Below are 16339 nucleotides of genomic sequence, written 5' to 3'. Positions count from 1 at the left end.
AGCGAAGACTTGGCGGGCGGAGTCGGCACAGGGAATCCTTGCAGGAAGAAAAGATGCATAGATTGCCGGAGTTTACCGAGCAGGCAAACGTCTGTATATGTATATACAAATAAACACACGACCGGGGTGCCTTGATCATGTCCGCTTTCTTTGCCGAACGCGCGCTGCTGCCTAATGGATGGGCCAACGATGTACGTCTTGAAGTCAGCGCCGATGGCCTGCTGACCCAGGTTGAGCCCAATGCCAGTGCAGACGCTGCCGAACGGCTCAGGGGCCCGGTATTGGCGGGCATGCCAAACCTGCATTCCCATGCCTTCCAGCGCGCAATGGCAGGTCTGGCCGAAGTGGCTGGCAACCCCAATGACAGTTTCTGGACGTGGCGCGACCTGATGTACCGCATGGTCGGCAAGATCAGCCCCGAGCAACTGCAGATCATCGCCCGCCAGCTGTATATCGAAATGCTCAAGGCCGGCTACACCTCGGTGGCCGAGTTTCATTACGTGCACCACGATGTCAGCGGCCAGCCCTACGCCGACCGTACCGAGCTGTCGCGCCAGATCAGCCTGGCGGCCGCCAGCAGCGGGATCGGCCTGACGTTGGTGCCGGTGCTCTATACCCACTCAGGCTTCGGCGGCCAGGCGCCGAATGAAGGCCAGCGCCGTTTTATCAACAGCACCGAAAACTACCTGGACCTGCAAGCACGCTTGCAGCCGATCCTGGCGGCACAACCCGCGCAGCGACTGGGACTGTGTTTCCACTCTCTGCGCGCCGTCATCCCCCAGCAAATCCACGACGTCCTGGCCGCCAGTGACAAGACTTGTCCGGTGCATATCCATATCGCGGAGCAGCAAAAAGAAGTCGACGATTGCCTGGCCTGGAGCGGCAAGCGCCCATTGCAGTGGCTGTATGACAATGTCGAGGTGGATGAACGCTGGTGCCTGGTGCACGCCACCCATGCCGACCCCGATGAAGTGACACGTATGGCCAAGAGCCGGGCGATTGCCGGTTTGTGCCTGACCACCGAGGCGAACCTGGGCGATGGGATTTTTCCGGCGGTGGATTTCCTCGCCCAGGGTGGACGCATGGGTATCGGGTCCGACAGCCATGTATCACTGAGCGTGGTGGAAGAACTGCGTTGGTTGGAATACGGCCAGCGCCTGCGCGATCAACGGCGTAATCGCCTGTATCGCAGTGATCAGCCGATGGTTGGGCGCACGCTGTTCGATGCTGCGCTGGACGGTGGCGCACAGGCGCTGGGCCAGCCGATTGGTCGCTTGGAAGTGGGTAAGCGTGCGGATTGGATCGTGCTGGACGGTAACGATCCGTACCTGGCCACAGCTACCGAGGACGCAATTCTCAACCGCTGGTTGTTCGCCGGCGGTGATCGGCAGGTGCGCGATGTGCTGGTCAATGGCAAGTGGGTGGTGCGGGATGGGCGGCATGCCGGTGAAGAGGAAAGCAGCCGGGTATTCACCCAGGTCTTGAAGGCTTTGTTGGGCTAACGGCCAACACCTAACACATGTGGGAGGGGGCTTGCTCCCGATAGCGGTGTGTCAGTATCAGATGTACTGGCTGACACACTGCATCGGGAGCAAGCCCCCTCCCACATTTAATTACTGCGAAGTCTTGGCCATTTGTTTATCTGAAGTACGCCAGATCAACCGCGTGGTGTCATACCCCTGCTGCCGCGCCCTACTGAGCAAGTCTTCGCGGGTATCGGCGCTCACCGTCGGCGTGCGCGACAGGATCCACATATAGCGCCGGCTCGGGCTGCCGACGATGGCGGTCTTGTAGTCATCGCTCACATACAGCACCCAGTAATCGCCCTTGGCGACGCCCGGCAGCAGTGACGTGAACCAGTTATTGAATTCGACCCAAAGCTTGTCGGTCTTGCCGGGCACTTGCGGCGTGGCCGTGCCTTTGGCTTCCTGCCACTTCCACTCAGTTGTCAGGCAGCGGTTGAACACCGACATGTCGCCATCTGGCAGCAGGGTATAGCGCGCTTCGGATTGCGCGCAGTTGCGCTGGAAGTACATGGGCAATCGGGCCAACTCATACCAGGTGCCCTGGTAACGCTTGAGGTTGACGTTGCTCGCAGTCTTGGGTTGCAGATCATCGCCAGAATGGCTGGCACAGCCCGCCAAAAACAGGCTGGCGCAAAGGAACAAAACAAAACGCATCATTCTTCTTCTCCCGCAGGCTCGCGCCCCGGTTTACTTCAGGCCTTGCCCGGAAAACATCAGAACTTTGTCACCGGCGTACTGCACGCTGATAAAGCTGTTTTTATCGCCCCAGGTGCAGCTGGACATGCCCAGTGCGCCGGAACAATCGGTTGGCTTGCCCAGCAACGACTCTACCTCGGCCTTGGCCATGCCGGCCGACAATTTCTGGTAGTTTTCTTGAGTGACCTTGCTGCAAGCGGCTAACAGCACGCAAAAAGCCAGCAGGGCGAGACGGCGTAAAGACATGGAAAAGCTCCTGGAGAGACAAAGCAGCTGGGGTATCTGCCAGAAGCTTAGAAGGGAAAAGAGGTGTCTGGTTCCCGACGAGCGAAAACAAAAAAGCCCCGCAAACGCTGAAACGTTTCGGGGCTTCTTCAAGGGTGAACGGCCTCACAACACGGCGGATAATTTATCGCCGTGTATTACTTCTTGTGGTAGCCGGTCACACGCTCAACTTCTTCCTTCGAACCCAGGAACACCGCCACGCGCTGGTGCAGGCCCTCAGGCTGGATATCGAGGATACGCTGGTGGCCATCGGTGGACGCACCGCCCGCCTGCTCGACCAGGAACGACATCGGATTGGCTTCGTACATCAAACGCAGTTTGCCCGGTTTGGATGGCTCACGGCTGTCGCGTGGGTACATGAACAGGCCACCACGGGTCAGGATACGGTGCACGTCGGCCACCATCGCAGCGACCCAGCGCATGTTGAAGTTCTTTTTCAACGGGCCTTCTTCGCCTTCCATCAGCTCGTTGACGTAACGTTTCACCGGCTCTTCCCAGTGACGCTGGTTGGACATGTTGATCGCAAATTCCTGGGTAGAGGCAGGAATCGAAATGTCTTCGTGGGTCAGCACAAAGCTGCCCATTTCGCGGTCGAGGGTGAAGCCCTTAACGCCGTCGCCCAGGGTCAGCACCAACATGGTCTGTGGGCCGTAGATCGCATAGCCGGCAGCCACCTGCTCAGTGCCTGGCTGCAGGAAGGCCTTTTCGTTCAGGGCTTCGTTCTGGCTCAGGTATTCGCTTGGGCAACGCAGTACCGAGAAGATGGTGCCGACTGGTGCATTGATATCGATGTTGGACGAGCCGTCCAGTGGATCGAATACCAGCAGGTACGCGCCTTTCGGGTATTTGCCCGGGATCTGGTAGGCATTGTCCATTTCTTCGGACGCCATGCCAGCCAGGTGACCGCCCCATTCGTTGGCTTCGAGCAGGATCTCGTTGGAGATTACGTCGAGTTTCTTCTGCACTTCGCCCTGCACGTTTTCAGTGCCCATGCTGCCCAGCACGCCACCGAGGGCGCCTTTGGATACGGCGTGGCTGATTTCCTTGCAAGCACGCGCCACCACTTCGATAAGGAAGCGCAGATCAGCAGGCGTGTTGTTGCTGCGGGTCTGCTCGATCAAATAGCGACTCAGGGTAACGCGGGACATGGACGGCTCCGGAGAATGGGGGGCTGAAAACCCGCGCAGTTTAGCGCGAGTCGAGGTGTATTTCCTCTAATCAGAGGATTTAACTCCAATAGAGTTCAAGGCCTGCCCGCAGGCTCAGCCCGCTTGGGCGGCAGCGGTGCGAAATACCCCACCACCAGCAGCAACCCACCCACGCCGATGAACGACACGATCCGCGCCAGGCCGCCGCGGTTACTCAACTCGACAAAGAACAGCTTGGCCACCACCACCGCAATCAGCACCGCACCGACCAGCCATACTTCGCGACGATGGCGCAGGTGACCGCCGATCATCAGGCCGAGGGCGATCAGGGTCCAAATAATCGACAACCCTGCCTGGACCCGCATCGACTCCAGCAGCGCATCCAAATGGAACGGCACACCGCTCCAATGGTGCGTGGTGCGCATCACCAGCGCGGTAAAGAAAGCAAACAACGAGGCACCCACCACCGCCTGGGCGATTAATGTCACTTGCGACCCGCGTTGCGGCGCCACGCTGAGCGACCACAGGTACACCCCGAGCAACGCAAACAGCAGGCCCAGATCCAGCGGGCTGAACAGCGGCACGTAGGGCATCGGTTTGGCGGTACCGTCGCTGAACATATTCGCCAGCCAGAACCACCCCAGCATCAATGCGGCCAGGGGTAGCGCGGCCAGCACGCGGTACTCACGCGGATAGCCCGACACCGGCCACGGCCAGGCACGTGGTGCCGCCGCGAGCATCAGATACAGACTTGGCAGAATCGCCCAACCCAGCCAGCGCCAGGCGTTGTACTCGCTCGACAGCTGCATCAGGCCGTAGCGCAGCTCCAGCGTCAGCACGCCGATCAACATCCAGCAGCCGAGCACATGGGCAACACTCAGCGCTTGCTGCGGCACCAGCAACACCAGGCGGCGCAGTGAAACGAAGTGCAGCACGAAAACCGCCACCCATGCCAACCCGGCGAGGTTGGCGGCCGGATGGTAGTACTCGTCCCATGTACCAAGCAGCACCATACCGGCAACCGGCATCAGCAAGGTGCACACCGCCCCGAGCGCCACCCAACGCAGGCGCAGCGCCAGCCAGCACCACAGCCCCGTGCTGAGTGCCGCTGCCGCGTATAACCAGGTCGCGTGCCAATCCGTCGGGGCTGAGCGCCACACTTCGCCGAGCACCGCCAGCCCCCACCACACCACGCCCCAGCCCAGCAGCAGTTTGGAGCTGCGGGTCGATTGCTGATGCCGCAAACACCAGGCACTGGTCATTGCTGCCAGGGCAATGATCATCGGTGTGTAGAAATTACTGACGGGGTCGAGCGCAAAGCTGATGCCGCTGAGCAGTTGCACGGCCACGGCACAACGCACCCAAGTCTGCGAACCGAGCCGCCGGCCTGCCCACACCGTCACCAGGCCGGCGAGCGCCCAGCCGATAACGCTGCCCTGGGTCGACCACAGCAACGGCGCCAGTAGATATCCACAGCCCAGGCCGAGCGCCGCAAGCCACGGTGCGCCTTTACGTTCCCAGGCGTGGGCGAGCTCAGGCGCAGCTTTGTGAACCTGATAAAACGTGAACAGCAACGCTGCGCCTAGCAACAACGCACTCAGTGCCGGCCCCTCCAGCAGCGTGTCTGTACCGGGACGCAACTCGCTGAAAAACGCCAGTGCCGAGCCCAGCTGCAGCAACAAGGCAAATGCCCGCGCCAATAGCCGCTGTTGGCGCAAGCCGAGCCAGAAGATTCCGGCGCCCTCTACTGCCCAGGCCGCCGTGGTCCAACGCGCATCAAGCCCCAGGGGAATCGCCAGGCTGACGAAAATCACCCCAAGGGCCAGGCAGGTTTGCGCCAGCAACAAGGTACGCCCGCCGCTCAGCCAGCGCGCCAGGGCCATGTAGAGAATGCCCAGTGCCAAGGCACTGAACGCTGCGGCAAATTCCAGGTGCTGTACCAATGCGAACTGCAACCCAAAGCCCACCAACGGCGGACCGAACAACAGGCTGCCGTCAACATAATCGCCCTTGGCCGCCGACCAGCGCAGCCATGCGCCACGGCTGTCATCCTCGGGCGCATCGGCCATCTCGTGCAATTTGCGCCAGGCAAACAACAAGCCTACGGCCAGGTACATCAGGAAAAATACAATCAGGAACGGCTCAGTGCTCCACAACATGTCCGGCGTATAGGCACGCACACCCCAGGCGAAGCCGATACCGAAAGTGCCGACAAAGCCGATCAGGTTGAGTGGGCGCCAAGCCTTGAACCAGGCGATGGCAAGGATGCCGGCATTGAGCAGGGCGAAGTAGCTGAACAACGTCACATGGCTGCCGGCACCGGTAGACGCCAGGAGCGGCGCAGCAAAACCGCCCAGCACGGCCGCGCAGGCCAGGCCCAACGCATCTTGAGTGAGCGCCAGAATCGCGGAAAAAACGGTGACGACCACCAACAGGCCAAACGCCGTGCCCGGGTCGATCAACGGGTGCAAGCGCATTGCGGCGAATACCGTCAGGTACAGCACTGCGATACCGGCGCCCTGCAGCATCAGGCCGTAATTACTGTTACGTCGCCGCAACCACCAGCCCAGGCCCAGCAGGCCGATGGCAGCCGTCGCTACTCCGGCGTACCGCAGCTGGATCGGCACCACCATGCCTTCGGTGGCGTAGCGAAGCAGGAACGCCAGGCCAAGGAACAACAGCACCAAACCGACACGCAGCACGGTATTGCCGCCGAACAGCCAATTGCGTGCAGCGGTGATGGCGCGTTCGAACAGGGTGGGACTGCGCAGTGGTTCGGGGGCGCGTGGCGCGGCGGCAGGCGCCCAGGCGTCATCCGGTAGCGGCCGGCTCGGCTCGGCAATTATGGCCACAGGCGTCAATTCAGCAGGCAGCTCCCAAACCAGTTCGGACGGTTTGACGACAGGGGTCGGCTCAGGCACAGGGGGGTCGGCTGCAACGTTGCTGGTCGGCGTGGGCACTTCCAGCTGCCGCAGGCGCTCGCCCAAGGCTATCAGCGCCTTCTGCGTGGTTTCCAACTGACTGGCCTGCTGCTGCGCCTGGGCCGACAACTGCGACAGGCGGAGCGCCTGGCCGATGCCCAACCCAAACAATGCACCGATACCCGCATCGCTGAAAGACTCATCGAGCGCCCAGCCGAGTACCAGGCCAATCAGCATGAAAATCCATTGCATGGTCGATATTCCCTGAGCGAACCGAAGGCCAGTATATCGACGCAGAAGCAATGTGGGAGGGGGCTTGCCCCCGATAGCGGTGGATCAGCTGATACATTCAATGCTGACACTCCGTCATCGGGGGCAAGCCCCCTCCCACATTTTGTGTTGCGGTGTTTAGTCGAGGGCTTTCCAGATCTCGGTGGCGTACTCGCGGATGGTACGGTCCGAGGAGAACCAGCCCATCCTTGCCGTATTCAGCACAGCCGAACGCCACCATTCCTTGGAGTCATGCCAATGCGCCTCGACCCGTGCCTGGGCATCCCAGTAGGAATCGAAATCGGCACACACCAAGAAGCGGTCGTAGTCGATCAGCCCGTCGATCAGGCCGACATAACGCCCCGGATCATCCGGCGAGAACACCCCGCCGCGGATCGCTTGCAGCACGTCGCTCAAACGGTGGGACACGGCGATGTCCGGCCCGGCATTGAATTCACCCGCGTGCTTGCGCGCTTCCACCTGCTGGGCACTGAGGCCGAAGATAAACATGTGCTCGGCGCCGACACGCTCGTGCATCTCCACGTTGGCGCCGTCCATGGTGCCGATGGTCAACGCACCGTTGAGGCCGAACTTCATGTTGCTGGTGCCTGACGCCTCGAAACCGGCCGTGGAGATCTGCTCCGACAAGTCCGCCGCCGGAATGATGCTTTCCGCCAGGCTGACGTTGTAGTTGGGCAGGAACACTACCTTGAGCAAACCACGTACGGTCGGGTCGTTGTTGACGGTGCGGGCGATGTCGTTGGTCAGCTTGATGATCAGCTTGGCCTGGTGGTAGCTGGCAGCCGCCTTGCCGGCGAAGATTTTCACCCTTGGCACCCAGTCGACCTCGGGTTCGGCACGAATCGCCTGGTACAGGGCCACGGTGTGCAACAGGTTGAGCAGTTGGCGTTTGTATTCGTGGATACGCTTGACCTGCACATCGAACATCGCCGCCGGGTTGACCGCGATGCCCAGGCGCTCATGAATGATCTCGGCCAGTGCACGCTTGCTGTGCAAGCGCTGTTCGGCGAAGGATTTGCGGAAGGTCTGTTTCTCGGCGAAGGTTTCCAACTCCGTCAGGCGGGTTTCCATGCTATCGAGAATGTCCGGACCCAGGGCCTCCACCAGCATCTCGGTCAACTTGGGGTTAGCCTGGTAGAGCCAGCGGCGGAAGGTGATGCCGTTGGTCTTGTTGTTGATCCGTTCGGGGTAAAGCTTGTGCAGTTCGGAGAACACCGTGCTGCGCATCAGTTGGGTATGCAAGCCGGACACGCCGTTGACGCTATGGGAGCCGAGAAACGCCAGGTTGCCCATGCGCACGCGGCGGCCGTTGTCTTCTTCGATCAGCGACACGGCGCGCAGTACGTCAAAGTCGTGGATGCCCTTGGCGCGCAGCGAGTCGATGTGCTGGGCGTTGATCAGGTAGATGATCTGCATGTGCCGGGGCAGCATGCGCTCCATCAAACCTACCGGCCAGGTTTCCAGCGCTTCGGGGAGCAAGGTGTGGTTGGTGTAGGAAAGCGTTTCGACGGTGACGTCCCACGCGGCTTCCCAAGGAATGTCATGCAGGTCGACCAGTTGGCGCATCAACTCGGCCACGGCGATGGACGGGTGGGTATCGTTGAGCTGGATGGCGGCGTGTTCACCCAGGCTCAGCACCGAGCCGTGCATGTTCTTGTGGCGGCGCAGCAGATCCTGCAGTGAAGCGGACACGAAGAAATATTCCTGGCGCAGGCGCAATTCCTGCCCGGCTTCGGTGCTGTCGGCCGGGTACAGCACGCGGGAGATGCTTTCGGCGCGGGCCACTTCGGCGACGGCGCCCAAGTGGTCACCGGCGTTGAAGCGCTCCAGGTGCAAGTCTTCTACGGCCCGTGCACGCCACAGGCGCAGCGTATTGACGCTGGCGCCGCGCCAGCCGACTACCGGTGTGTCATAGGCTACTGCGCGTACGGTCTCGTTGGGCGACCACACCTGGATCATCTTGCCGGAGGCGTCCGCAATAGTTTCGACACTGCCGCCAAAGCCGATCGGGTAAATCACCTCGGCGCGTTCAAATTCCCACGGGTTGCCGAAATCCAGCCAGCGTTCGGTTTGTTCCTGCTGCCAGCCGTCGACAATGGCCTGGCGGAACAGACCGTGCTCATAACGGATGCCATAACCGTGGCCGGCAATGCCCAGGGTCGACATGCTTTCCATGAAGCAGGCGGCCAGGCGCCCCAGGCCACCGTTGCCGAGGGCCGCGTCGGGCTCCAGCAGGCGAATGCGTTCCAGGTCGACGCCCAGTTCGGACAAGGCTTCGCGGGCGATTTCCAGCACGCCAAGGTTGCTCAGGCTGTCGTAGAGCAAACGACCGATGAGGAATTCCAGGGAGAGGTAGTAAACGCGCTTCTGGCCTTTGCGATAAATACGCCGCGTATGGTCCATCCAGTGATCGACCATCTGGTCGCGAGCGGCCAGGGCAATGGCTTCGAACCAGTCATGGTCGAAGGCGTGATCCGGGTCCTTGCCCACCGCGTAGGTGAGTTTGGTCAAGACAGCATCGCGGAATGCGGCTACCTCTGCTTCTCGTGCAAGTGGTTCCTGAGACATCAGTTGCGACCTCGGGCGAGATAGAAGGAGTTGCTAGAGCCTAGACGCTCTGACACACGGCGCCGGCTCTGGTTCGTCAGTTTTTTAACTCATTCACTGTTAAAGGGATTAGATGCAGGGGTCGTGCCCGAACGCCACCGAAGATGAAAAACCTGAAAATATTGTTCAAAAAATCATCAATCCCGGTATGATCGCGCGCCCGGACACCGCCCCACCTTGGAACCCTGATGAAGCCTCAACTGATCGCCGCCGCGGAACTCGACCGTCTCGAAACGTGGCAGAAATATTCCGCCCACATGTGCGGCGGCTGCGTATCCAGCTGCTGCACCCTGCCGGTGGAGGTGAAGATCAAGGACCTGATCCGCATTGGCATCGTCGATGAGTTCGAGCGCGGCGACCCGCCGAAGAACATCGCCAAGCGCTTGCAGAAGGAAGGCATCGTCGAGCGCTATAACAACAAATCCGAGATTTTTACCCTGCAGCGCATGAGCAACAACGACTGCCTGTACCTGGATCGTAAGACGCGCTTCTGCACTATTTATGACAAGCGCCCGGATACTTGCCGCAACCACCCGAAAATCGGGCCGCGGCCGGGGTACTGCGCGTATAAGCCGAAAGAAGTGGTGCGCGAGACCAATTTCAAAACCCTCGATAAGTTCTGATCCAAGATTTGTAGTGTTTTGAAGGGCCTCATCGGGAGCAAGCCCCCTCCCACATTTTGATTTGTGAACACATTCAAGTGTGGGAGGGGGCTTGCTCCCGATGAGGCCGGTACAGGCGCCACAAAACCAGCAGGCATAAAAAAACGCCCCCGGCCTTTCGACCGGGGGCGTTTTTCATTCAGCCTGAGTTAACTCAGTTCTTGGCTTTCTTGGCAGCGCGGGTACGCTCGCCTTCGTCCAGGATCTTCTTACGCAGGCGGATCGACTTAGGCGTGACTTCGCACAGCTCGTCATCCTGGATGAATTCCAGGGCCTGTTCCAGGGTGAAGCGAACAGGTGGAACCAGGGCGATGGTTTCGTCTTTGCCCGAAGCACGCATGTTGTCGAGCTTCTTGCCTTTGGTTGGGTTGACGCCCATGTCGTTGTCACGGCTGTTCAGACCAACGATCTGGCCGTTGTAGATCTCTTGACCGTGTTCAACGAACAGCTTGCCACGCGCCTGGAGGGTTTCCAGGGAGTAGGTCAGCGCCTTGCCGGTTTCTACCGATACCAGAACACCGTTCTGACGGCCGGACATGTCGCCGGACTTCATGGTGTCGTAACGATCGAAGATCGAGGTCAGGATGCCAGCACCGTTGGTCAGGGTCAGGAACTGGTTACGGAAACCAATCAGACCGCGAGCAGGGATGTTGTATTCCAGACGTACACGGCCCTTGCCATCCGGCACCATGTTGGTCAGGTCGCCCTTACGCAGGCCCATCTCTTCCATGACCTTGCCCTGGGATTCTTCAGGGGTGTCGATGGTGACGTTTTCGAACGGTTCCTGCTTCACGCCGTCAACAGTACGGATGATCACTTCCGGACGACCAACACCCATTTCGAAGCCTTCGCGACGCATGGTTTCGATCAGTACCGAGAGGTGCAGCTCACCACGGCCGGAGACTTTGAACTTGTCAGCCGAGTCGCCTTCTTCAACGCGCAGTGCAACGTTGTACAGCAGCTCTTTGTCCAGACGCTCCTTGATGTTACGGGAGGTCACGAACTTGCCTTCTTTACCGCAGAATGGCGAGTCGTTGACCTGGAAGGTCATGGAAACGGTTGGCTCGTCAACGGTCAGAGGCTTCATCGCCTCAACGTTGTCTGGCTGGCACAGGGTGTCGGAGATGAACAGCGAGTCCATACCGCTCACGCACACGATGTCGCCGGCGAAAGCCTCTTCAACGTCGATGCGGTGCAGGCCGTGGTGACCCATCAGCTTCAGGATACGACCGTTACGCTTCTTGCCGTCGGCACCGATAGCCACAACCGGGGTGTTCGGCTTGACGCTACCACGAGCGATACGGCCAACGCCGATAACACCCAGGAAGCTGTTGTAGTCCAGTGCCGAGATTTGCATCTGGAACGGGCCTTCACGGTCAACTTTCGGCGGCGGTACGTTGTCGACGATCGACTGGTACAGCGGGGTCATGTCTTCAGCCATGTCGTTGTGGTCAAGACCAGCAATACCGTTCAGGGCCGAGGCGTAGATAACCTGGAAATCGAGCTGTTCTTCGGTGGCGCCGAGGTTGTCGAACAGGTCGAAGATCTGGTCCAGAACCCAGTCCGGACGCGCGCCTGGACGGTCAACCTTGTTGATGCACACGATCGGACGCAGGCCGGCTTCGAAGGCCTTCTTGGTCACGAAACGGGTTTGCGGCATAGGGCCGTCTTGAGCGTCAACCAGCAGCAGAACGGAGTCGACCATCGACATTACGCGTTCTACTTCGCCGCCGAAGTCGGCGTGGCCCGGGGTATCCACGATGTTGATGTGGTAGCCGTTCCAGTTGATAGCGGTGTTTTTTGCCAGGATGGTAATACCGCGCTCTTTTTCCTGGTCGTTGGAGTCCATCACGCGCTCGTCGTTGAGCTCGTTGCGCTCCAGGGTGCCGGATTGACGCAGGAGTTTGTCTACCAGGGTGGTTTTACCATGGTCAACGTGGGCAATGATGGCGATGTTACGTAGATTTTCGATCACTTGTGTATCTCGATCAGAGGATTCGGTGTGCTGACAGGTCGTGGCAGCGATTAACAGTAGAGTCAGGCCTTGCCGTTACAGCTTGACGGCAGAGTCGGGGGGCCGGTGACGCAGGCCACAGGCAAACAGCCCCGGGCTCTTAGCTCGGTCGATAAACGCGCACATTGGCATGCCCCTCACTGAGCAAATGGTGGGCATGCAGGCGACTCATCACGCCTTTGTCGCAATACAGCAGGTACTGACGGCTGTTATCCAGTTCCTTGAAACGCGCGTTCAGTGCGTAGAACGGCAGCGTTTGCACGTCGATGCCAGTAATTTCCAGCGGCTCGTCTTCAGCGGCGTCCGGGTGACGGATGTCGATGACGATCTGGCCGGCCAGGGCCTCACTGACTTCTTCGATTTGCACATCCTGGCCCAACTCGTCGATGACGCGATCGATTGGCACCAGCTTGGCGTTCTCGAGCGCACGCTCCAGAATCGCCATGTCGAATTCTTTCTCTTCATGCTCCACGCGATGCCGCTTGGCGTGGGTCTTGGGGTTCACCGAGATGACCCCGCAGTACTCAGGCATGTGCTTGGCAAAGTCGGCGGTGCCGATCTGTTCTGCCAGGTCGATGATGTCCTGCTTGTGGCTGGCGATCAGCGGGCGCAACACCAGCTTCTCGGTAACACAGTCGATGATCGACAGGTTCGGCAGCGTCTGGCTGGATACCTGGGAAATCGCTTCGCCGGTCACCAGCGCGTCGATCTGCAGTTGATCGGCAATTCGCGAGGCAGCGCGCAACATCATACGCTTCAATACCACGCCCATATGACTGTTATCGACTTTGCCGAGAATTTCCCCCAGCACTTCCTCGAACGGCACGCTCACAAATAGCACACGCTGGGAGCTGCCGTACTTCTTCCAGATGTAGTGCGCGACTTCCATCACGCCCAATTCATGTGCACGCCCGCCCAGATTGAAGAAGCAGAAGTGGCTCATCAGGCCGCGGCGCATGATCTGGTAGGCCGCAACGGTGGAATCGAAACCGCCGGACATCAATACCAGGGTCTGTTCCAGGGCGCCCAATGGGTAGCCGCCGATGCTGTCGTGCTGGCTGTGAATCACAAACAACCGTTGGTCGCGAATTTCCATGCGCACTTCAATTTGCGGCGCCTTGAGGGAAATTCCAGCTGCGCCGCACTCGCGACGCAGCTTGCTGCCGACGTATTTCTCGACGTCCATGGAGCTGAACGGGTGCTTGCCGGCACGCTTGCAACGCACCGAAAAAACCTTGCCTTCCAGCGAGCTGCCGTAGTGCTGCTTGCACTTGTCGGTGATGTCGTCGAAGTCGCCCAGCGGGTACTCATCCACCTGCAGGAAATGCGCGATGCCCGGCATGCAGCTCAGGCGCTCGGTCATGTCCTTCAAGGCTTTGGCGTCGGTAATACGGGTTTCCAGCTCGAGATTGTCCCACACGCCGTTCACCACCACAGCCGGATCCAGGTCACGGAGCACGGCACGGATGTTCTTGGCCAACTGACGGATGAAACGCGTCCGTACCGGTCGGCTCTTGATGGTGATCTCGGGGAAGACTTTTACGATTAATTTCATGGAAACAGCGCGCGCCGGGCCTGCTGAAAAAGGGGGGCGCGGATTATAGCGGAAATCGCTCAAGGTTTAACCAGTTAATATGCACCGCTTGTGCAACGCACCAAAACGGGTCATTTACACCAATTAACGCTACATTGCAGTGCGCTATTTATTACGTTTTGGCGGATTGCACCGTTATAGGGGCCATTTTGAGGCAAAACGGCCATGTTGGCGCACTGGCATGCAATTTGCTCTCTTGTGAGGCAGGTTGCCATGGCGGAGTATCCGCGCCGGCATCACCCACATTCTAAGGGCTAACTCCACTACCCAGCCCGAAGCCACCCGGAGGACACCATGTCGAAGTCGGTTCAACTCATCAAAGATCATGACGTTAAATGGATTGATCTGCGCTTCACGGACACCAAAGGCACTCAGCACCACGTGACCATGCCGGCTCGCGACGCGCTGGATGACGCTTTCTTCGAAGAAGGCAAAATGTTCGACGGCTCCTCCATTGCTGGCTGGAAAGGCATCGAAGCTTCCGACATGATCCTGATGCCGGACGACAGCACTGCCGTGCTCGACCCATTCACCGAAGACCCAACCCTGATCATCGTCTGCGACGTGATCGAGCCTTCGACCATGCAAGGCTACGACCGCGACCCACGTGCGATCGCCAAGCGTGCAGAGGAATACCTGAAGTCCACCGGTATCGGTGACACCGTATTCGTTGGTCCTGAGCCAGAGTTCTTCATCTTTGACTCGGTCAAGTTCAAGTCCGATATCTCCGGTTCCATGTTCAAGATCTTCTCCGAACAGGGTTCGTGGATGTCCGACCAAGACATCGAAGGCGGCAACAAGGGCCACCGTCCGGGCATCAAAGGTGGCTACTTCCCAGTTCCGCCGTTCGACCACGACCACGAAATCCGTACCTCCATGTGCAACGCCATGGAAGAGATGGGCCTGGTCATCGAAGTTCACCACCACGAAGTGGCCACTGCCGGCCAAAACGAAATCGGTGTGAAGTTCAACACCCTGGTTGCCAAGGCTGACGAAGTACAAACCCTGAAGTACTGCGTACACAACGTGGCTGATGCCTACGGCCGTACCGCGACCTTCATGCCTAAGCCGCTGTATGGCGATAACGGTTCGGGTATGCACGTTCACCTGTCCATCGCCAAAGAAGGCAAGAACACCTTCGCTGGCGAAGGTTATGCCGGCCTGTCCGACACTGCCCTGTACTTCATCGGCGGCATCATCAAGCACGGTAAGGCCCTGAACGGCTTCACCAACCCGTCGACCAACTCCTACAAGCGTCTGGTGCCAGGTTTCGAAGCGCCGGTAATGCTGGCCTACTCGGCCCGCAACCGTTCCGCCTCGATCCGTATTCCTTACGTGTCCAGCCCTCGCGCTCGCCGTATCGAAGCGCGTTTCCCGGACCCAGCGGCCAACCCATACCTGGCCTTCGCTGCGCTGGTCATGGCTGGCCTGGACGGCATCCAGAACAAGATCCACCCAGGCGATGCCGCCGACAAGAACTTGTACGACCTGCCGCCTGAAGAGGCCAAAGAGATCCCACAAGTGTGCGGCAGCCTGAAAGAAGCCCTGGAAGAGCTGGACAAGGGCCGTGCGTTCCTGACCAAGGGCGGCGTATTCAGCGACGACTTCATCGATGCCTACATCGAGCTGAAAAGCGAAGAAGAAATCAAGGTTCGCACCTTCGTACACCCACTGGAATACGAGCTGTACTACAGCTGCTGATCCGGTAGCGCTGCTTAACGTGGCGTGATGAAAAAGACCTCCTCCGGGAGGTCTTTTTTTGCCTGGGAGTTATGCAGCTTCAAATCTGCAAACTCAATCAAAAAGGTGGGAGGGGGCTTGCTCCCGATGGCAGAGTGTCAGGCAATATGTGTGTTACTGACACACAGCCATCGGGAGCAAGCCCCCTCCCACAAGGAGATCTGCGTTGAAACATAAATTCGTGTTCGCCCTGCTATTCGTCAGCGCCGGTGTTTACGCCGCACCACCTACCTTGGAGCCACTGCTCAACAGCATCGCCGAACGCCTGGAGATTGCCGATCAGGTGGCCTTGAGCAAATGGGACAGCCACAAGCCCGTCGAAGACAAAAAACGCGAGCAGGAAGTGATCGCCAGCGTCGTCGCCCAAGCCCCGAGCTACAAGCTTGACCCTGCCGCCGCCGAGCAGTTTTTCTCGGCACAGATCGAGGCGAACAAACTGGTGCAATACACCCACCTGTCCGACTGGCAGTTCCAGGGCAAGGCGCCTGACGATCCGCGCCCGGACCTGGTCAAGCAGATTCGCCCGCAGCTGGATCAACTGCAAAAGCGCCTGCTTGAGCAATTGGCCGCTTTCACCCCGCAGCGCACCGACCCGCAGTGTCCGCAGTGGCTGGCCGAGGCCGTGCACGAACCGCTGAACGATCCGCTGCGCCAACTGGCAATGATCCGCGCCACCGCCGAACTCTGCATCTATAAAGGTTAATGACTGCAAGCCCCCTCCCACATTTGGGCTGTATGCATTCAGGGCCATCTCTGGCAGCTTCCTGAACAACCTTCACAAAACCGCACTATATTGGTGCGATAGGTTGCACCCTCACTCCAGCCACAGCCCATTTTGGTTCGAATCTTCCCGTT

11 protein-coding genes are annotated in these 16339 nt (G+C 59.4%); 4 read left to right on the top strand and 7 right to left on the bottom strand.

Annotation, left to right across the window (positions count from 1 at the left end; all coding sequences use genetic code 11):
- Positions 1–137: 137 nt before the first annotated feature.
- Positions 138–1502: a formimidoylglutamate deiminase gene (locus tag QZR30_RS10725; protein WP_311903286.1), complete on the top strand. Its 1365-nt coding sequence runs from the start codon at positions 138–140 to the stop codon at positions 1500–1502.
- A gap of 111 nt (positions 1503–1613) precedes the next feature.
- On the opposite strand, the gene QZR30_RS10720 is transcribed toward QZR30_RS10725, so the two are convergent.
- The 5 genes from QZR30_RS10720 to QZR30_RS10700 form a co-directional block, all read right to left on the bottom strand.
- A complete protein-coding gene (locus QZR30_RS10720) occupies positions 1614–2183 on the bottom strand; it encodes a lipocalin family protein (protein WP_056847177.1) in 570 nt (189 codons plus the stop codon).
- Positions 2184–2213: 30 nt separating this feature from the next.
- Positions 2214–2468, bottom strand: a complete 255-nt coding sequence (locus QZR30_RS10715) for a lipoprotein (protein ID WP_043047281.1) — start codon at positions 2466–2468, stop codon at positions 2214–2216.
- Between the two features lie 176 nt (positions 2469–2644).
- On the bottom strand, positions 2645–3655 hold the full coding sequence (locus tag QZR30_RS10710) for a class 1 fructose-bisphosphatase (protein WP_034117301.1): 1011 nt from the start codon (positions 3653–3655) through the stop codon (positions 2645–2647).
- Positions 3656–3750: 95 nt separating this feature from the next.
- Positions 3751–6828 carry a DUF2339 domain-containing protein gene (locus QZR30_RS10705; protein ID WP_311903285.1) on the bottom strand — a complete coding sequence of 1026 codons (3078 nt, stop codon included), beginning with the start codon at positions 6826–6828 and terminating at the stop codon, positions 3751–3753.
- 156 nt (positions 6829–6984) lie between these two features.
- On the bottom strand, positions 6985–9435 hold the full coding sequence (locus QZR30_RS10700) for a glycogen/starch/alpha-glucan phosphorylase (protein ID WP_046070515.1): 2451 nt from the start codon (positions 9433–9435) through the stop codon (positions 6985–6987).
- 227 nt (positions 9436–9662) lie between these two features.
- On the opposite strand from QZR30_RS10700, the gene QZR30_RS10695 reads away from it, so the two are divergent.
- Complete coding sequence (locus QZR30_RS10695; RefSeq protein WP_003187815.1) at positions 9663–10097, top strand: YkgJ family cysteine cluster protein; 435 nt, start codon at positions 9663–9665, stop codon at positions 10095–10097.
- Between the two features lie 193 nt (positions 10098–10290).
- Here the strand turns inward: QZR30_RS10695 and typA are convergent, their stop codons facing one another.
- Together typA and thiI are read right to left on the bottom strand one after the other, a co-directional pair.
- Positions 10291–12111, bottom strand: coding sequence for a translational GTPase TypA (typA, locus tag QZR30_RS10690; protein ID WP_043047284.1), 1821 nt, complete (start codon positions 12109–12111; stop codon positions 10291–10293).
- Between the two features lie 139 nt (positions 12112–12250).
- Positions 12251–13705, bottom strand: a complete 1455-nt coding sequence (gene thiI, locus QZR30_RS10685) for a tRNA uracil 4-sulfurtransferase ThiI (protein ID WP_046070514.1) — start codon at positions 13703–13705, stop codon at positions 12251–12253.
- Between the two features lie 333 nt (positions 13706–14038).
- Between thiI and glnA the strand changes: the two genes are divergently transcribed.
- Complete coding sequence (gene glnA / locus QZR30_RS10680) at positions 14039–15445, top strand: glutamate--ammonia ligase (protein ID WP_034117297.1); 1407 nt, start codon at positions 14039–14041, stop codon at positions 15443–15445.
- A 205-nt stretch (positions 15446–15650) separates the two neighbouring features.
- Positions 15651–16187: a chorismate mutase gene (locus tag QZR30_RS10675; protein ID WP_046070513.1), complete on the top strand. Its 537-nt coding sequence runs from the start codon at positions 15651–15653 to the stop codon at positions 16185–16187.
- Positions 16188–16339 lie beyond the last annotated feature (152 nt).

Source organism: Pseudomonas sp. rhizo25, from assembly GCF_031931935.1.
In the GTDB taxonomy this organism is placed as follows: domain Bacteria; phylum Pseudomonadota; class Gammaproteobacteria; order Pseudomonadales; family Pseudomonadaceae; genus Aquipseudomonas; species Aquipseudomonas synxantha.
The sequence above is the reverse complement of the archived record's forward strand: the minus strand, read 5'-3'. Positions and strand labels throughout refer to the sequence as shown.